Origin of the sequence: Methylobacterium sp. CCH5-D2, from assembly GCF_001556475.1 — a bacterium.
In the GTDB taxonomy this organism is placed as follows: domain Bacteria; phylum Pseudomonadota; class Alphaproteobacteria; order Rhizobiales; family Beijerinckiaceae; genus Methylobacterium; species Methylobacterium hispanicum.
Genome location: NZ_LSIX01000938.1, coordinates 1 through 16,286, shown reverse-complemented (window position 1 = coordinate 16,286; position 16,286 = coordinate 1). Strand labels below are relative to the sequence as shown.

The following is a 16,286-nucleotide window of genomic DNA, read 5'->3' as shown; positions in this document are numbered from 1 at the left end:
CGCGCGCAGGGCGCGGCGGGCGACTTCGTCGGCTCGAACCGGGACTCGGTCGAGGGCCGCTACCGCGAGGCCCAGGGCACCGCGCAGAACCTCTACGGCCAGGCCAAGGACACCGTCCGCGACGTGGCCGACAACGCCGGCAGCTACGCTCGCGACGCCTACGACCGCGGCGGCTCGTACCTGCGCGAGGGGCGCGAGGCGGTGGGCTCGCGCGTCGAGGAGAACCCGCTGATCGCCCTCGTGCTGGCGGGCGCCGTGGGTTACGGCCTCGCGCTGCTGCTGCACGGCCGCCGCTGAGCCGAGGTCGACGGATTTGCCTCCCCTCTCCCCGCACGCGGGGAGAGGGGATCCGCGGAGAACGCGGCTGCGCTACTGCGCCGTCCAGCCCCCATCCATCGTCATGTTCGCCCCCGTGATCTGGCTCGCCGCGTCCGAGCACAGGAACACCGCCAGCGCCGCGACCTGATCGACCGTGACGAACGCCTTCGTCGGCTGCGCCTTCAGGAGCACGTCGTCGATCACCTGCTCCTTCGTCAGCCCGCGGGCCTTCATCGTGTCGGGGATCTGCGCCTCGACGAGCGGCGTCCAGACGTAGCCGGGCGAGATGCAGTTCGCCGTGACCTTGTGGGGGGCGAGTTCGAGTGCCGCCGTCTTGGTGAGCCCCGCGATGCCGTGCTTGGCCGCCACGTAGGCCGACTTGTAGGGCGAGGCGACGAGCGAGTGCGCCGAGGCCGTGTTGATGATGCGCCCCCATTCCCGCCGCTTCATGCCGGGGATCGCGGCCTGCATGGCGTAGAAGGCCGAGGAGAGGTTGATCGCGATGATCTGCTCCCACTTCTCGCCCGGGAACTCCTCGATCGCCGAGACGAACTGGATGCCGGCGTTGTTCACCAGGATATCGACCGTGCCGAAACGCTCCTCGGCGTCGCGCACCATGGCGGCGATCTGGTCGGGCTTGGTCATGTCGGCGTCGGAATAGTGCGCCCGCACGCCGAACGCGGACGCGATGCCGGCGCGTGCCTGCTCGATCTCCTCCGGCTTGCCGAATCCGTTGAGCACCACGTCGGCGCCCGCCTGCGCGAGGCCGCGGGCGATCGCGAGCCCGATACCGCTGGTCGAGCCGGTGACGATCGCGGTCTTCGAGGTGAGCGGGGCGGTGGACGACATGGGATCTCCGGGGCTCGCGCGGGCGCACTTCTCCGGGGGCAACCTGTCGCCGCGCGGCGCCGAGGACAAGGCCGGCCGCGCGACGGCCGGCTCAGGGCGTCACGTCCGCCACCGCGGCATCCGTGAAGGCGCTCGCCAGATAGGCCCGCACGAAGGGCGGCATCCGGCCCGCGTCGATCTCGCGGGCGGCCCGCACGGTGACGACGCGTTCCAGCTCGGGCTCGGTCTCGGCCAGCCGGTGCCGCTCCATCCGGGCCGCGAGCGCCGCGGCGCTCTCCGGAAAGCGGGCCGGGTACAGGAAGGCGAGCTGCCCGTCGCCGCGCAGCAGCGCCCACTCCCCCGCCATCGCGTCCGCGACCCCGCCCGGCAGGGCGAGGCCGGTCTCCTCGCGCAGCTCGCGCACGGCGCTGCCCGCGAGATCGACGACCGCCCCGCGCACGTCGTCCCGGTCCGGCGTGCCGCAGGGGAAGTAGATCTGTCCCGCATTGGCGGTGTGCGCGCCCATCTCGCCGAGGAGCACGGCGCCGTCGGCGCTCCAGGGCACCACCGCCGCGAAGGCGTTGGCGACGTGGCCGTCCGGCGAGCCCCCGTCCCGGTAGGCGAGGAAGGCCGCGTAGCGGGTCTCGAAGAAATCCACCCGGCAGGCGCCGTCCGCGATGGCGCAGAGGCAGGCGAGCAGCACCGGCCCGTCGAACAATCCGGGCTGCAGAGCGAGCCGGCGGCGCCAGTTCTCGGCGATGCGCTCCGCGTTGTCGCGCGCCCAGGCCCAGTCGTAGGCCACCAGCCGCGCCTCGATATGGGCGAGGCGCACCACCTCGAACCCGTAGGGCCGGCCCTCAGACATGCAGGGCGCCCTCCGAGACGAGGACCGCGCCGCCGCCGATCTCGACCGCGCGCAGGGCGCCGGCCTCGACCACCACCTGCAGGTCGATCCCGCTCGGGCGGCCCATGGCCTCGCCCTGGCGGATCGCCACGTCGTGCGTGCCGTCGCCGAGCGTCTCGAACTGCATCAGCACGCCCGCGAAGGCGGCGGCGGCCGAGCCGGTGGCCGGGTCCTCCGGCATGCCGAGGCGCGGGGCGAACATGCGGGCGCGGTAGCGCCGGCCGAGCCCTTCCGGATCGGGCGCGTAGGCGTAGAGCCCTTCCGCGAAGCCCGCCGGCACGCCGAGCGGGCTCAGCGCGTCGAGCCGCTCGAGCGAGGCGACGGGCAGGAAGGTGAAGGCCGGGCCCGCCCCGTGCCGGCTCGGCCGGTGACGGCCGAAGCCGATCTCGTCGGCGGCAAGGCCCAGCGCGGCGGCGAGCGCCTCCGCCGCCTCCGGCTCGCCGAGATAGCTCGGCAGGACCGGCAGCCTGAAGCGCGCCCGGCCCCGGCCCGCGCCCGTCTCGACCACGCAGGGCACCACGCCGATCGCCTCCTCCAGGCCGAAGGCGACCGCGTCGGCGGCCTCCGCCCGGGCGTCCCGCAGGGCGAGCAGGACGGCGGTGCCGACGGTGGGATGGCCGGCGAAGGGCAATTCGCGCGTCGGCGTGAAGATGCGCAGCCGTGCCCGGTGCCGCGGCTCGGCCGGAGGGAAGACGAAGACCGTCTCCGACAGGTTGAACTCGCGGGCGATCGCCTGCATCGCCGCCGTGTCGAGCCCCTCCGCGTCGAGCACCACGGCGAGCGGGTTGCCCGCGAGCGGCGCGTCGGTGAACACGTCGAGGGTGGCGAAGCGGCGGCTCATGACGGGCATCCCTGGTCGTGGCGTCGGGAGGGCTTCGAAGGACGGGGCTCAGACGGGCGCGACCGGAAACGTCTCGCTCGGGGCGACGAACTCCTCCTGCGCGGCGACCGTGAGGATCTCGCGCGAGCCGGCCTCCATCGTGCGCTTCAGGAGACCGTAGACGGAGGCGCCCGCCATGCCCAGCGCCAGCGCCGCCGAGCCGGTACGGGCGTAGTGCACGAAGAACAGGGCGGCGATGCAGTCGCCCGCGCCGTTGACGTCGAGGCCGAGGCGGGGCGTGCGCAGGCACCAGAACTGGCCGCCCTCCCCGGCCAGCAGGTCGATCGACCCGGCGGGCGTGGCCTCCGTGATCAGCGAGGTAACGAGCACCACGCGCGGCCCCATCGCCCGAAGCGCCTCGACACCCGCCTTGGCGCCCGCGAGCGTGTGCGTCGCGAGGCCCGTCAGCGCCTCCAGCTCGAACTGGTTCGGGGTCACGATGTCGGCGGCGGGGACGGCCTGCTCGCGCATGAACTCGGGGATGCCGGGCCGGACATAGACGCCCCGGCCGATGTCGCCCATCACCGGATCGCAGCAGTAGAGCGCCGCGGGGTTGGCCGCGCGCACCGCCGCGACCGCGCCCAGGATCGCGGTGCCGATATCGGCCGAGCCCATGTAGCCGGAGAGCACGCCGTCGCAGGTGCCGAGCACGCCGCGCTCGCCGATGCCGGCGACCAGTTCCTCGATGGAGGGCCCGTCGAAGACGCGCCCGCGCCACGCGCCGTAGCCGGTGTGGTTGGAGAACTGCACGGTGTGGATCGGCCAGACCTCGACGCCGAGCCGCTGCATCGGGAACACCGCGGAGGCGTTGCCGACATGGCCGTAGGCGACGTGGGACTGGATCGACAGGACCTTCACGGGCCGCAAACCTCTCTCGCGACGGACCCTGCCTGTTAGCGCCTTTGCGCGGGCGCCGCACCCGCGCGCACGGCGGAGCTTGCACCACGGCGCGACCCGCCCCAGATCGCGGCTCACCCTCGCCGTGACGGATGCCCGATGGATCTCGAAGCCCTGCGGACCACGGCCCTCGGCTTCGTGGAGACACACAAGGCGTGGGCGCCGCTCTTCGCGGGTGTCTGCGCCTTCTGCGAGTCGATCGCCTTCCTGTCGCTGCTGGTGCCGGCCACCGTGATCCTCGTCGGCATCGGGGCGATCGTGGGCGCGGCCGACATCGCGCTCTGGCCGGTGGTGCTGGCGGCCGGCACGGGTGCGGGCCTCGGCGACTGGCTCTCCTACGCGTTCGGACGGCACTACGGCGACAGCGTGCGCCGGATGTGGCCGATGCGCAACTATCCGGACATGGTGGCCCGCGGCGAGGCCTTCCTCGCCCGCTGGGGCGCGGCCTCGGTCGCGCTCGGGCGCTTCGTCGGCCCGGCCCGCGCCGTGGTGCCGCTGATCGCCGGCACGTTCGGCGTGCGCCCGCTGCCCTTCCAGGTCGCCAACTGGACCTCGGGCTACGTCTGGGCCTTCGTGCTGCTCGCGCCGGGGGCGGGTCTGCTGACGTGGTTCCGGGGCTGAGGCGCCGACCTGCCGCAGGTGACAGACCGGGTGCGGTCTTGGCAGAGTGTTCCGAAACGGAACAGTGCCGATGCCCGCCCTCGCCGCCCGCAAGCTCGACCCTTCGCCCGACCTCGTTCTGCCCCCCGACGGGCGCCAGTCGCCGACCGCGCTGCGGCTCCAGCGCGGCGTGCGCCGCCTGTTCTCGGAGATGGGCTGCGCGACGCTGCCCGAGTTCTCGCTGGTCAACGGCCGCCGGGCCGACGTGATCGCGCTGTGCGGGGCGGGCCGGCTCACCATCGTGGAGATCAAGTCGAGCGTGGCCGACTTCCGGGCCGACCGGAAATGGCCGGACTACCGCGACTTCTGCGACCGGTTCTTCTTCGCGATCCCCGACAGCGTGCCCGAATCCCTGATCCCGGAGGAATGCGGCCTCATCGTCGCGGACGCCTTCGGGGCCGGCATCGTGCGCGAGGCGCCGGAGCACGCGCTGAGCGGCGCGCGCCGCAAGGCGGTGACGCTGCGCTTCGCCCACAGCGCCGCCCGCCTGCTGCACGCGCTGGCCGATCCCGGAGCGGTGCGGGAAGGCGCGCTGTAACACCGGCCATCGGCGCGCTCGATTGACGGGGCCCGAGAAGCTCATATCATCGGCGATATGCGCTTGGTGCTCGACACGAACATCGTCGTCGCCTCCCTGCGCAGCCCACAGGGTGGATCCGCCGAACTTGTCCGACGCGTGAAGGCAGGGCGATATCGGATGCTCGCGAGCGTGCCGCTCTTCATCGAGTACGAGGCCGTGGTGACGCGAGCCGAGCATCTGGCGGCCGCAGGCGCCTCACGATCCGACGTGATGAACGTGCTCGACGTTCTCGCCGGTTGCATCGAGCCGATCGAGATCCACTATCTGTGGCGACCGCGGCTGCGTGACCCGGGCGACGACATGGTGCTGGAAGTTGCCGTCAACGGTCGAGCGGATGCCATAGTGACGTTCAACCGGGCCGATTTCGGCACCGTCCCGGCAGATTTCGGCATCGCGCTGCTCGGGCCCGCGGATGTTCTGAGGAGATCCTGATGGCAGCCGGCGGCAACTACGCTCTCCGCCTTCCCGTTTCCCTGAAACAAGCTGCCGAGACGGTGGCGCGCGCGGACGGCACGACCCTGAACCAATTCATCGTGACGGCGGTCGCCGAGAAGCTCGCCGCCCTGAAGACGGCCGACTACTTCTCGGAGCGGTCGAAGCAGGGTGACCCGGCCGCCTTCGACCGCTTCATGAACAGGGAGGGCGGTCAGCCGCCGGCTCCGGACGATCTATGGGATCCGACCGGCTGAGCGTCCTTCAGGCGCGCCCGCTGCGCCGCGCCGAGACGCGCGCCAGCGCCGACCAGTCCTTCTCGCCGTCGCCGTGGGCGATCGCCTCGATCAGGCCGTCGCGGACCGCGCTCGCGAAGGGCATCGGCACGCCCGCCACCTCGGCGGCCTGGAGGGCGAGGCGCACGTCCTTGGCGCCGAGGCGGAGCGCGAAGCCCGCCGGCTCGTAGCGCTCCTCCGCGATCAGCGCGCCGTAATTCTTGTAGGCGGGCGCGGCGAAGAGCGTGCTGGTGAGGAGGTCGAGCAGGTCCGCGCCCGGGACGCCGTGCGCCTCCGTGAAGGCGCAGGCCTCGCCCATCGCCTCGATCGCCGAGATCAGCATGAAGTTGCCGGCGAGCTTCACGGCGTTGGCCCGCGCCGGCTCGGTGCCGAAGCGCCAGGTCTTGGCGCCCATCGCGTCGAGGAGGGGCGCGGCGCGGACGATCTCCGCCTCGGGCCCGGCGGCCACGATGTTGAGGGCGCCGCGCTCGGCCGCGTCCGGCCGCCCGAAGACCGGGGCCGAGACGTAGGGCACGCCGGCCCGCTCGTGGATCGCCGCGAGGTCGCGGGCCAGCGCCACCGAGATCGTGCTCATGCCGAGATGCAGGCCCGGGCGATCGGGCTGATCGAGCAGGCCGCCCTCGACGATCACGGCGCGCAAAGCCGCGTCGTCGGCGAGCATCGTGAGCGCGGCGTCGCCCCGGAAGGCCTCGGCCGGGCTCGCGACCGGGATCACCCCCGCCAGACCCTCGGAGGCGCCGGGCGAGCGGTTCCAGACCCGGACCGTGTGGCCCGCCGCGACCAGCCTGCCCACCATCGCGCGGCCCATGCGCCCGAGCCCGATGAAGCCGACATCCATCCGCGTTCCTCCTCTGTCGATATCCCGACAACGCGGGAGGGCGCGAGAAGGCTCAGGCGGCGCGGCCGAGGGTCTCCGGGGCCCGCAAAGGCTCAGGCTCGTGCTCGGGCGGCTGCCGCGCGGCGAGCGGCAGCTCGATCGAAGCCGCGAGGCCGCCCTCTGGCCTGTTCTCGAGCACGAGCCGGCCCGCATGCGCCTCGACGATCGCCTGCACGATCGAGAGGCCGAGGCCGAAGCCCGTCGCGTCGTTGAGGTTGCGGGCCCGATCGCCGCGCACGAAGGGCTGGAGCATCGCCTCGCGCTCGGCCTCGGCGATGCCGGGGCCGGAATCGCGCACCTCCACCCGCACCCCGCGGGGCGTCGTCTCCATCAGCACGCGGGCCTCGCCCCCGTACTTCACGGCGTTGTCGATGAGGTTGGTGATCGCCCGCTGCAGGTCGTCGGCCCGGCCCCGCACCAGCACGTGGCGGCTGCGCTCCACCGCGGCACGGGCGCCGATGTCGGCGAACCCGTCGCAGACCGTCTGCACCACCGAGGCGAGATCGACCAGGGTGTGGCTGCCGGTGTCGCGGGCCTGCCCGTCGCGCACGAAGGAGAGCGCGGCCTCCACGAGGCCGTTCATCTGGTCGAGGTCGCGCAAGGTCGCGGCACGGGCGTGCTCGTCCTCGATGAACTCGGCGCGCAGGCGCAGCCGCGTGATCGGCGTGCGCAGGTCGTGGCTGATCGCGGCGAGCATCTGCGTGCGGTCGTCGATCAGGCGGCGCACGCGGGCGCGCATCCGGTCCAGCGCGCGCGAGACCGCCAGCACCTCGCGCGGCCCCGCCTGGGGCACGGCGGCGTGGTCGTCGCGGGTGCCGAAGGCCTCGGCGGCGGCCTCGAGGCGCGCGAGCGGCGCGGTGAGCGCCCGCGTCGCCCAGAGCGAGAGCAGCGCGAGCGTCAGCCCGAGGAACACGAAGGTGAAGATGATGGCGCCCTGCCGCGGCGGGGTGAGCGGGTCGTCGGGCACCACGACCTGGAAGCTGGCGCCGGCCGGCGTCCGGATGCCGAGGCGCAGCACCGGGTCGCCGCGACGCGTCTCGGAGCCGAGATCGGTGATGGCGAGCGCGCGCCCGAAGCCGTCGCGGAGCCGCCGGATCACCGCGTGGTCAAACTCGGCCCGGCCGTCCTGGCCGTCCCAGGGCGCGATCTCGAGGGTGGGCAGGCTCCGGGCCGAGGCGGCGATGAGCGCGTCCCGGCTCCCGGGCTCGGAGGCGTCGAGCAGCCGCGCCACGGTCGCGGCGCGCCCGACCATCACGCCGGGCCGGTCGTCCGGCCGCCAGGGCTCGCGCAGGATCACGAAGGCCAGCGTCGCCACGACATGGGCCACCGCGATCGCCGCCACGATCAGCAGGACGATCTGCCCGGCGATGCTGCGCGGGCGCAGCCGCGCGCGAAGTCCCGCGAACGTCATGACCGGGTGACCTCCGGGGTGAACAGGTAGCCGCCCGAGCGGATCGTGCGGATGATCTCGGGGTTGCGCGTGTCGCGCTCGATCTTCTGGCGGATCCGGCTGATCAGCACGTCGATGCTGCGCTCGAACGGGCCGGCGGCGCGCCCCTGCGTCAGGTCGAGGAGTTGGTCGCGGGAGAGGACGCGGCCGGGGCGCAGGCAGAGCGCGTGGAGCAGGTCGAACTCGGCGCCCGTCACCGCCACGCGCGCGCCCTCCGGGCTCAGCACCTGCCGGAGCGCCACGTCGAGGGTCCAGCCGGCGAAGTGGAGCTTGCGCACGCCGTCGTCGTCGGGCGCGCTCGCCGTGCTCCGCCGCAGGATCGCGCGGATCCGGGCCAGCAGCTCGCGCGGGTTGAAGGGCTTGGCGAGGTAGTCGTCGGCGCCGAGTTCGAGCCCGACGATCCGGTCGATCTCCTCGGTCTTGGCGGTCAGCATCAGGATCGGGATCGCCGAGGTGGCGCGCAGGCGCCGGCACAGGGCGAGCCCGTCCTCGCCCGGCAGCATGATGTCGAGCACGATGAGATCGACCCGGGCGTCGCCCAGCGCCCGGTCCATCTCGCGCCCGTCGCCCGCGACCGTCACGCGGCACTCGTTGCCGCGCAGGTAGCGCGCCACGAGGGCGGAGATCTCCCGGTCGTCCTCGACGACGAGGATGTGGGGGCTGGCGGGTGCGGACATCGGCGCGTGTTCGACGGCGATCATGCCGCTGTTATGCCTGGGTTTTCTGGATATCGAAGCGGGCGGGCCGGTGCAAATTTGTAACCGCGCGTTTCCGGACGGGCGGCGGATACGTTCGGCAACGGTCCGGGACGGATTCCTTTCGTCGGGATAGCTTCCGTCCCCCCGAACAGCCCTATCGCACAGGGCGGCCACCTCGTTCCGGATCGCGCCCGAACCGCGCCGCGCCCCCTCTCCCTATGGGAGAGGGGACTCGTGCTACCCGAGACAGGACTTGGTCGATCAGCCTTCCGCTTTGCCCGAAGGAGCGCGCGTCCTACCCGTTCACCCGCTCCACCCGGCTCACCGCGCGCTTGCCGCGCAGCTCCGCCACGATCGCGTTGAGGTGCTGCAGGTCCCAGACCGACATGTCGATGGTGATGTCGGTGAAGTCCTGCGTGCGCCGCTTCATCGAGATGTTGTCGATGTTGCCGTCGTGGTCGGCGATGACCTGGGCGATCTGCGCGAAGGTGCCGGGCTCGTTGATCGATTGCAGGGCGATCCGGGCCGGGAAGCGCTCGGTGGCCGGGCCCTCGATGTCCCAGCGCACGTCGATCCAGCGGTCGGGCTCGTTGTCGAAGGCGGCGAGCGCGGCCGACTGGATCGGGTAGATCGTCACCCCCTGCCCCGGCGTCAGGATGCCGACGATGCGGTCGCCCGGCACCGCGCCGCCGTTCGGCGCGAAGCTCACCGGCAGGTCGCCGTCGAGGCCGCGGATCGGGATGGCGTTCGGGTCGGCACGGCCGTCGCCCTCCGGCAGGGTGAGGCGGATGGTCTGGTCCTTCGAGCGGGTGAGCCGGCCCGCCCCGTTCACGGGCAGCTGCGGCGCGCTGGAGGCCGCCGCGCGGCGCTCGTCCTTGTAGTCGGGGTAGACCGCCCGCACGACGTCGCCGGAGAACATCTCGCCCCGGCCCACCGCCGCGAACACGTCCTCGGTCGAGCCCCGGGCGAGACGGGGCAGCGCCCCGCGCAGCTTGTCCTCGGAGAAGCTCTTGCCGGCCCGCTCGAAGGCGCGGTCGAGGATCTGGCGACCGAGCCCGGCATATTGCCGCCGCACGGCCGAGCGCGTCGCCCGGCGGATCGCGGCCCGCGCCTTGCCGGTCACGACGAGGGATTCCCAGGCGGCGGGCGGCGCGGCGCCGTCGGAGCGGGCGATCTCGACCTCGTCGCCGTTGGTCAGTTCGTGCAGCAGCGGCACGATCCGCCCGTTGATCTTGGCGCCGACGGCGGTGTTGCCGACGTCCGTGTGCACCGCGTAGGCGAAATCGATCGGCGTGGCCCCGCGCGGCAGGGCGATCAGCCGGCCCTTCGGGGTGAAGCAGAAGACCTGGTCCTGGAAGAGCTCGAGCTTCGTGTGCTCGAGAAACTCCTCGGGCGAATCGCCCTCCGCCAGGAGTTCGATGGTGCGGCGCAGCCACTGGTAGGCGCCGCTCTCAGTGGCGAGCTTCGGGTGCACGCCCGCCTCCCCCCGCGCGGCCGCCTCCTTGTAGTGCGCGTGCGCCGCGATGCCGTACTCGGCGATCTCGTCCATCGCCTCCGTGCGGATCTGGAGCTCGACGCGCTGGGAGCGCGGCCCGATCACCGTGGTGTGGATCGAGCGGTAGTCGTTCTGCTTCGGCGTCGAGATGTAGTCCTTGTAGCGGCCCGGCACCATCGGCCAGGCGGTGTGCACCACGCCGAGCGCCGCGTAGCACTCGGGCAGCGTGTCCACGACCACGCGGAAGCCGAAGATGTCGGACAGCTGCTCGAAGGCGACGGACTTGCGCTCCATCTTCGACCAGATCGAGAACGGCTTCTTCAGCCGCCCTGTCACCGAGGCCCGGATGCCCTGCGCGGCGAGCTTGGCGGTGAGGTCCTGCTCGATGGTCTCGACCATCCGCTCCGATTTCTGCGAGAGCGCGCTCAGCCTCTGCGTGATCGTCTCGTAGACGTCGGGCTTGAGGTTGCGCAGCGAGAGGTCTTCCAGCTCGTCGCGCAGTTCCTGCATGCCCATGCGGCCGGCGAGCGGCGCGTAGATGTCGAGCGTCTCCTGGGCGATGCGGGCGCGCTTCTCGGCCGGCATGTGGCCGAGCGTGCGCATGTTGTGCAGCCGGTCGGCGAGCTTGACGAGGAGCACCCGCACGTCCGCCGCCACCGCGAGCAGCAGCTTGCGGAAGTTCTCGCCCTGCGCCGCCTGCTTGGAGACGAGGTCGAGCCGCTTCAGCTTGGTCAGGCCGTCGACGAGCGCGCCGATCTCCGGCGAGAACAGCTCGCGGATCTCGTCGAGCGTGGCGGCGGTGTCCTCCACGGTGTCGTGGAGCACCGCCGCCACGATGGTGGCGTCGTCGAGCCTGAGGTCGGTGAGGATCGCCGCGACTTCGAGGGGGTGGGCGAAGAACGGGTCGCCCGAGGCGCGCTTCTGCGTGCCGTGGGCGCGCATCGCGTAGACGTAGGCACGGTTGAGCAGGGCTTCGTTCGCGGCCGGGTTGTAGCGCTTCACCCGCTCCACGAGTTCGTACTGGCGCATCATAACGCGAGACAGACCCTTGCCCTCAGTCCGATCCCGGCCCACTCGGCCGTACGGCGCAGTCTCCCGCATCGCACGCGCGGACGCCAGATGCACGCGGTCGCATCAGGTCGGATTCCCGCGCGGGCCGCTCAGGTCTCCGCAACGGGGGCGCGGTCGGGGGCGTGCTCGTAGGACGGCGGTGCCGCGGCGCGGCCTTGCCGGAGGCGCGGGCGCACCCGCATGGCGGGCCGCTCGACCGCGACGTGGAGGAACCACGCCAGCGCCAGCGCGACGGGGATCGACAGCAGGGCCAGCACCGCGACGCGGGCGACGGGGTCGGCGAGGCCCAGGGCGGGCTCCAGCCGCACGGCGAGTTCGAGCCCCGTCGTGTGGCAGAGGTAGAACGGGTAGCTGACCGCGCCGAGGAACAGGATCGGCCGCGCGCAGAGGAGAGCGGGCGGCCGGGCGCGCAGGCAGGCGATGACGACGGCCGCGCCGAGCATCTCGAAGGGCCGCGCCACCGCGCCGTGCGAGAGCACGAAGCTCGCGAGCGTCAGCAGCGCGAGGCCGGCGACCAGGGTGGAGCGCCGTGCCCAGATCCGGCCGGGACAGGCGCCGACCAGCGCGCCGAGCAGGAAGGCCGGGAAGAACAGGAAGAGGTTGCTGCCCCGGAAGGCCGGCGCGGCAACGAGGACGGAGAGCAGCAACGCGACGAGGCGGGCGCGCGAATCGCCCGCCAGCAGCCACGCGCCGAAGAGCGCGAGGCTGCACAAAACCTCGGTCTGCAGGGACCAGAGCACGCCGTTCATGCTGGTGCTGAGGAGCAGCATGTTGGCGACGAGTTCGCCCGCCGAGGCGTTGAGGATCAGCCCGAGCGGCAGCGCGCTGGCGATGGCCACCGGCAGCAGCCGGTAGGCGCGCCCGACGAGGTAGTCCGGCCCCTCGGCGGGACCCGGGCGGCCCCGCAGGAAGGATTCCCAGAGCACGTGCCCGCTCAGCACGAAGAAGAGCGTGACGGCCGCGTCGCTCGGGGCGACGAGGTAGAGCAGGCGCAGGCCGACCGCCTCCGCCGACATCCCGGCCAAGTCGCGGACCGTGCGGCCCCAGAGGTCGAGCCCGGTCACCGCGAGGTTGCAGTGCCCGACCGCGACCGCGAGGGCGGCCAGCCCGCGCAGGCCGTCGAGGGCGGCGTTCCGGGCGCCGGCGTTTCCCGCGATGCGCGCGATGGTCATGGGCCCGTTCTGAGGCGCTTTACGGCCCGGCGCCAGGGCGGGCGGGACCCGCGCGCGGTATCGCCATACGAAAAAGGCCCGGCGTTGCCGCCGGGCCGACGCGCGCGCCGGGGCGCGGATGGGCTCACTCGCCGGTGTCTTCCTCGGTCTCGACCGGGGGCGCGAGGTTCTCGAGGCCGCGCAGCAGGTCGTCCTCGCTCATGCGGTCGAACTGCACCGCGCTGTCGTCCGAGGACGACTGGGGCGCGACCGCCGCGGCGGCGGGGGAGCTGGAGAGCAGCGGCACCGTCTCGGCCTCGGGCTCGTCCACCTCGACGTACTTCTGCAGCGAGTGGATCAGCTGCTCCTTGAGGTCGTCGGCGGTGATGGTCTCGTCGCCGATCTCGCGCAGCGCCACGACCGGGTTCTTGTCGCGGTCGCGGTCGATGGTGAGCGGCGCGCCCGCGGCGATCAGGCGGGCCCGGTGGCTCGCCAGCAGAACCAGCTCGAAGCGGTTCTCGACCTTCTCGATGCAGTCTTCAACGGTGACGCGAGCCATGCGGGGCGGCTCCTTTATACGCGTGCGGGATGTCGGATTGTGGGGGGCCTCTTACACCCGATGCGGTCTGCCAACAAGCGCAACGGCTTGGCCGGGGCTTGACGGAGGGCGGTTTTCCCGTTCGGGCGCTGACAGGGCTCGGCGGGTCCGCACGGATTTGCGCACCGCACGATTGACTTGGGGCAGGCGCGGTGCGACTGCGCCGCCCCACCCAAGGCGTTGATTCGACAAGCGGAGCCGCAATCTCAACCATGGCGCGCGCACTCATCTTTCCCGGACAGGGCAGCCAGGCGGTCGGCATGGGCAAGGCGCTCGCCGAGGCCTTTCCGCAGGCCCGCGCGGTCTTCGATGAGGTCGACGACGCGCTGGGGCAAAAGCTCTCCGCCCTGATGTTCGAGGGCCCGGCCGACGAACTGACGCTGACCGCCAACGCCCAGCCCGCCCTGATGGCCGCGAGCCTCGCAGGCGTCCGCGTGCTGGAGGCCGAGCGCGGGCTCGACCTCGCCCGGGACGTTCGATGCGTCGCCGGCCACTCGCTCGGCGAGTACGCGGCGCTCGCCGCCGCGGGCAGCCTCACGGTCGCGGACGCCGCCCGCCTCCTGCGCGTCCGGGGCGACGCCATGCAGCGGGCGGTCGCCCCCGGGGCCGGCGCCATGGCGGCGCTGATCGGCACGGACCTGGAGGCCGCCAAGGCCATCGCCGCCGAGGCCGCGGACGAGGAGGCCTGCGACGTCGCCAACGACAACGGCGGGGGGCAGGTCGTGCTCTCGGGCCACCGGGCCGCGGTCGAGCGCGCGGTGGCGGGAGCGCAGGCCCGCGGGATCAAGCGCGCGGTGCTCCTCAACGTTTCGGCGCCCTTCCACTGCCGGCTGATGGCGCCCGCCGCCGAGGCGATGCGGGCGGCGCTCGCCGAAGTCGCGCTCCGGGCGCCGAGCGTGCCGCTCTACGCCAACGTGACGGCGGCCCCCGAATCCGACCCCGACGCGATCCGGCGCAACCTCGTCGCCCAGGTCACCGGCACGGTGCGCTGGCGCGAGAGCGTCGCGGCGATGGCGGAGGCGGGCGTCGACCGGTTCTACGAGGTCGGCTCCGGCAAGGTGCTCTCCGGCCTCGTCAAGCGCATCGCGGCGGGCGCCACGGCCACGGCGATCGGCACGCCCGACGACGTCGCGGCCTTCAGCCTCTGAGGAATCCGAGCATGTTCGATCTCACCGGCCGCAAGGCCCTCGTCACCGGCGCCACCGGCGGCCTCGGTAACGCCATCGCCCGGGCGCTGCACGCGCAAGGGGCGAGCGTGGCGCTCTCCGGCACCCGGGCGGAGGCGCTGGAGGCGCTGGCCGCCGAACTCGGCGCGCGCGCCCACATCGTCCCGGCAAACCTCGCCGAAGCGGACTCCGTCGAGGCGCTGGTCCCGGCCGCGGAGGCCGCAATGGGCCCGCTCGACATCCTGGTCAACAATGCCGGCATCACCCGCGACAACCTCTCCATGCGGATGAAGGACGAGGAGTGGGAGCAGGTCCTCACCGTGAACCTGACGGCGGCCTTCCGGCTCTCGCGCGCGGCGCTGAAGGGCATGATGCGCCGGAGAGCGGGCCGCATCGTCAACATCGGCTCGGTGGTGGGCACCACGGGCAATCCGGGCCAGGCCAACTACGCGGCGGCGAAGGCCGGCTTGGTGGGCCTCACCAAGGCGCTGGCCGCGGAAGTCGCCTCCCGCAACGTCACGGTGAACTGCGTCAGCCCCGGCTTCATCACCTCGCCGATGACCGACGTGCTCAACGACAAGCAGCGCGAGGGCATCCTCGGCCGCGTGCCCGCGGGCCGGCTCGGCACGGGCCAGGAGATCGGCGCGGCGGTGGTCTATCTCGCCTCCGACGAGGCGGCCTACGTCACGGGGCACAATCTCCACGTCAACGGCGGCATGGCGATGGTGTGACGGCGATGGTGTGACGGCGATGGTGTGACGGCGCGGGTGTGATGCATCCCCGCAACGCCTTGTCCCCCTTGTGGATATTGGGGAGATGAACGCCTGCTGAACCGCCCCTCGCCAGGGCGGGAACGCTGTGTTAACACCCCGTCCGCCGGGCATGGGGGGTTGACGGCTCCGCGGGTTAACAGTCCAAGACAAACCCCGCGAGCGACGGGACGGCGCGCGACCGGCTTGGGGCGGCTCGCGCAACGCTCGACCGGTTCGGTAGGGTCGGTTACGGCCCGAAACGCCTTCACCAGCAACACGACGATCAGATCAAGAAGACGAGGACCGGAAACGATGAGCGATATCGCTGAGCGCGTGAAGAAGATCGTCGTCGAGCACCTGGGCGTCGAGCCCGAGAAGGTGGTCGAGGGTGCCAACTTCATCGACGACCTCGGCGCCGACAGCCTCGACACCGTCGAGCTGGTCATGGCCTTCGAGGAGGAGTTCAACGTCGAGATCCCGGACGACGCCGCCGAGACCATCCAGACGGTCGGCGACGCGGTGAAGTTCCTGGAGAAGAACTCGGCCGCCTGAGGCGCCGGGCTCGACCCAAAAAACGCGGCGCGGACGGGGCCAAACGCCCCGCGCGCCGTTATTCGTTTCTGAGTGTGGCAAACGGGATAGTGCGATGCGGCGGGTGGTCGTCACGGGTCTGGGCATGGTCACGCCGCTCGGCAGCGGTGTCGAGCACGTCTGGAGCCGTCTGATCGCGGGCGACAGCGGGGCGGCCAAGGTCACCTCCTTCGAGACCGAGGATCTCGCCTGCAAGATCGCCTGCCAGATCCCGCTCGGCGACGGCACGGACGGCACCTTCAACCCCGACGCCTACATGGAGGTGAAGGAGCAGCGGAAGGTCGATCCGTTCATCGTCTACGCGATCGCCGCCGCCCACCAGGCGCTCGACGACGCCGACTGGCACCCGACCTCGCACGAGGACCAGTGCGCCACCGGCGTGCTCGTCGGCTCGGGCATCGGCGGCATCGGCGGCATCTACGACGCCTCGATCACGCTGCACGAGAAGGGCCCGCGCCGGGTCTCCCCGTTCTTCATCCCGGGCCGCATCATCAACCTGGCCTCGGGCCAGATCTCGATCGCCCACGGCCTCAAGGGCCCGAACCACGCGGTCGTCACCGCCTGCTCCACGGGCGCGCACGCCATCGGCGACGCGGCCCGGCTGATCGCCTTCGGCGACGCCGACGTGATGGTGGCGGGCGG

The 16,286-nt window shown here is 72.4% G+C and carries 19 protein-coding genes; 9 read left to right on the top strand and 10 right to left on the bottom strand.

Annotation, left to right across the window (positions count from 1 at the left end; translation table 11 throughout):
- A partial coding sequence (locus AX737_RS25350) for a CsbD family protein (protein ID WP_066926268.1) occupies positions 1 to 297 on the top strand: 297 nt, incomplete at its 5' end.
- 72 nt (positions 298 to 369) lie between these two features.
- On the opposite strand, the gene AX737_RS25345 is transcribed toward AX737_RS25350, so the two are convergent.
- From AX737_RS25345 to pdxY, 4 genes are all read right to left on the bottom strand, one after another.
- Positions 370 to 1,167 (bottom strand): 3-hydroxybutyrate dehydrogenase, encoded by a 798-nt coding sequence (locus AX737_RS25345; RefSeq protein WP_066926265.1) that lies wholly within the window; start codon positions 1,165 to 1,167, stop codon positions 370 to 372.
- 91 nt (positions 1,168 to 1,258) lie between these two features.
- On the bottom strand, positions 1,259 to 2,011 hold the full coding sequence (locus AX737_RS25340) for an NUDIX hydrolase (RefSeq protein ID WP_066926262.1): 753 nt from the start codon (positions 2,009 to 2,011) through the stop codon (positions 1,259 to 1,261).
- Positions 2,004 to 2,891 (bottom strand): PhzF family phenazine biosynthesis protein, encoded by an 888-nt coding sequence (locus AX737_RS25335; RefSeq protein WP_197430718.1) that lies wholly within the window; start codon positions 2,889 to 2,891, stop codon positions 2,004 to 2,006. The genes AX737_RS25340 and AX737_RS25335 overlap by 8 nt, the downstream gene beginning before the upstream one ends.
- 48 nt (positions 2,892 to 2,939) lie before the next feature.
- The gene (pdxY, locus tag AX737_RS25330) at positions 2,940 to 3,788 is read right to left on the bottom strand and encodes a pyridoxal kinase PdxY (protein ID WP_066926273.1); all 849 of its coding nucleotides are present in this window, start codon (positions 3,786 to 3,788) and stop codon (positions 2,940 to 2,942) included.
- Positions 3,789 to 3,926: 138 nt separating this feature from the next.
- Between pdxY and AX737_RS25325 the strand changes: the two genes are divergently transcribed.
- From AX737_RS25325 to AX737_RS25310, 4 genes are all read left to right on the top strand, one after another.
- Complete coding sequence (locus tag AX737_RS25325) at positions 3,927 to 4,448, top strand: DedA family protein (RefSeq protein ID WP_066926256.1); 522 nt, start codon at positions 3,927 to 3,929, stop codon at positions 4,446 to 4,448.
- 70 nt (positions 4,449 to 4,518) lie between these two features.
- Entirely contained in the window at positions 4,519 to 5,025 is a 507-nt protein-coding gene (locus AX737_RS25320; protein ID WP_066926252.1) for an MmcB family DNA repair protein, read from the top strand.
- Between the two features lie 66 nt (positions 5,026 to 5,091).
- Positions 5,092 to 5,499: a putative toxin-antitoxin system toxin component, PIN family gene (locus AX737_RS25315; protein WP_238231780.1), complete on the top strand. Its 408-nt coding sequence runs from the start codon at positions 5,092 to 5,094 to the stop codon at positions 5,497 to 5,499.
- Positions 5,499 to 5,756, top strand: a complete 258-nt coding sequence (locus AX737_RS25310; RefSeq protein WP_066926245.1) for a hypothetical protein — start codon at positions 5,499 to 5,501, stop codon at positions 5,754 to 5,756. The genes AX737_RS25315 and AX737_RS25310 overlap by 1 nt, the downstream gene beginning before the upstream one ends.
- Before the next feature lie 7 nt (positions 5,757 to 5,763).
- Here AX737_RS25310 and AX737_RS25305 read toward each other — a convergent pair whose 3' ends face one another.
- The 6 genes from AX737_RS25305 to rpoZ all read right to left on the bottom strand — a co-directional run bounded on the left by AX737_RS25305 (position 5,764) and on the right by rpoZ (position 13,096).
- On the bottom strand, positions 5,764 to 6,633 hold the full coding sequence (locus AX737_RS25305) for an NAD(P)-dependent oxidoreductase (protein WP_066926242.1): 870 nt from the start codon (positions 6,631 to 6,633) through the stop codon (positions 5,764 to 5,766).
- Positions 6,634 to 6,685: 52 nt separating this feature from the next.
- Positions 6,686 to 8,083, bottom strand: a complete 1,398-nt coding sequence (locus AX737_RS25300) for an ATP-binding protein (RefSeq protein ID WP_066926239.1) — start codon at positions 8,081 to 8,083, stop codon at positions 6,686 to 6,688.
- Complete coding sequence (locus AX737_RS25295) at positions 8,080 to 8,799, bottom strand: response regulator (RefSeq protein ID WP_066926270.1); 720 nt, start codon at positions 8,797 to 8,799, stop codon at positions 8,080 to 8,082. Before AX737_RS25295 ends, AX737_RS25300 begins: the two co-directional genes overlap by 4 nt.
- Before the next feature lie 316 nt (positions 8,800 to 9,115).
- The gene (locus AX737_RS25290) at positions 9,116 to 11,347 is read right to left on the bottom strand and encodes a bifunctional (p)ppGpp synthetase/guanosine-3',5'-bis(diphosphate) 3'-pyrophosphohydrolase (RefSeq protein ID WP_066926236.1); all 2,232 of its coding nucleotides are present in this window, start codon (positions 11,345 to 11,347) and stop codon (positions 9,116 to 9,118) included.
- A gap of 128 nt (positions 11,348 to 11,475) precedes the next feature.
- The gene (locus AX737_RS25285) at positions 11,476 to 12,558 is read right to left on the bottom strand and encodes an acyltransferase (RefSeq protein ID WP_066926233.1); all 1,083 of its coding nucleotides are present in this window, start codon (positions 12,556 to 12,558) and stop codon (positions 11,476 to 11,478) included.
- Between the two features lie 124 nt (positions 12,559 to 12,682).
- Entirely contained in the window at positions 12,683 to 13,096 is a 414-nt protein-coding gene (gene rpoZ, locus AX737_RS25280; protein WP_066926230.1) for a DNA-directed RNA polymerase subunit omega, read from the bottom strand.
- Between the two features lie 251 nt (positions 13,097 to 13,347).
- Here rpoZ and fabD point away from each other — a divergent pair, with 251 nt between their 5' ends.
- The 4 genes from fabD to AX737_RS25260 all read left to right on the top strand — a co-directional run.
- Positions 13,348 to 14,283 (top strand): ACP S-malonyltransferase, encoded by a 936-nt coding sequence (gene fabD / locus AX737_RS25275; RefSeq protein WP_066926227.1) that lies wholly within the window; start codon positions 13,348 to 13,350, stop codon positions 14,281 to 14,283.
- An 11-nt stretch (positions 14,284 to 14,294) separates the two neighbouring features.
- Positions 14,295 to 15,032: a 3-oxoacyl-[acyl-carrier-protein] reductase gene (gene fabG / locus AX737_RS25270; protein ID WP_066926224.1), complete on the top strand. Its 738-nt coding sequence runs from the start codon at positions 14,295 to 14,297 to the stop codon at positions 15,030 to 15,032.
- A gap of 333 nt (positions 15,033 to 15,365) precedes the next feature.
- Positions 15,366 to 15,605: an acyl carrier protein gene (locus tag AX737_RS25265; protein WP_066926221.1), complete on the top strand. Its 240-nt coding sequence runs from the start codon at positions 15,366 to 15,368 to the stop codon at positions 15,603 to 15,605.
- 94 nt (positions 15,606 to 15,699) lie between these two features.
- Positions 15,700 to 16,286, top strand: a 587-nt coding sequence (locus AX737_RS25260; protein ID WP_280949102.1) for a beta-ketoacyl synthase N-terminal-like domain-containing protein, incomplete at its 3' end; no start/stop codon positions are given.

Coding starts and splice junctions, on each gene's coding strand:
- AX737_RS25345 (WP_066926265.1), bottom strand. CDS start 1,167: ATGTCGTCCACCGCCCCGCTCACCTCGAAGACCGCGATCGTCACCGGC.
- AX737_RS25340 (WP_066926262.1), bottom strand. CDS start 2,011: ATGTCTGAGGGCCGGCCCTACGGGTTCGAGGTGGTGCGCCTCGCCCAT.
- AX737_RS25335 (WP_197430718.1), bottom strand. CDS start 2,891: ATGAGCCGCCGCTTCGCCACCCTCGACGTGTTCACCGACGCGCCGCTC.
- AX737_RS25325 (WP_066926256.1), top strand. CDS start 3,927: ATGGATCTCGAAGCCCTGCGGACCACGGCCCTCGGCTTCGTGGAGACA.
- AX737_RS25320 (WP_066926252.1), top strand. CDS start 4,519: ATGCCCGCCCTCGCCGCCCGCAAGCTCGACCCTTCGCCCGACCTCGTT.
- AX737_RS25310 (WP_066926245.1), top strand. CDS start 5,499: ATGGCAGCCGGCGGCAACTACGCTCTCCGCCTTCCCGTTTCCCTGAAA.
- AX737_RS25305 (WP_066926242.1), bottom strand. CDS start 6,633: ATGGATGTCGGCTTCATCGGGCTCGGGCGCATGGGCCGCGCGATGGTG.
- AX737_RS25300 (WP_066926239.1), bottom strand. CDS start 8,083: ATGACGTTCGCGGGACTTCGCGCGCGGCTGCGCCCGCGCAGCATCGCC.
- AX737_RS25295 (WP_066926270.1), bottom strand. CDS start 8,799: ATGTCCGCACCCGCCAGCCCCCACATCCTCGTCGTCGAGGACGACCGG.
- AX737_RS25290 (WP_066926236.1), bottom strand. CDS start 11,347: ATGATGCGCCAGTACGAACTCGTGGAGCGGGTGAAGCGCTACAACCCG.
- AX737_RS25285 (WP_066926233.1), bottom strand. CDS start 12,558: ATGACCATCGCGCGCATCGCGGGAAACGCCGGCGCCCGGAACGCCGCC.
- rpoZ (WP_066926230.1), bottom strand. CDS start 13,096: ATGGCTCGCGTCACCGTTGAAGACTGCATCGAGAAGGTCGAGAACCGC.
- fabD (WP_066926227.1), top strand. CDS start 13,348: ATGGCGCGCGCACTCATCTTTCCCGGACAGGGCAGCCAGGCGGTCGGC.
- fabG (WP_066926224.1), top strand. CDS start 14,295: ATGTTCGATCTCACCGGCCGCAAGGCCCTCGTCACCGGCGCCACCGGC.
- AX737_RS25265 (WP_066926221.1), top strand. CDS start 15,366: ATGAGCGATATCGCTGAGCGCGTGAAGAAGATCGTCGTCGAGCACCTG.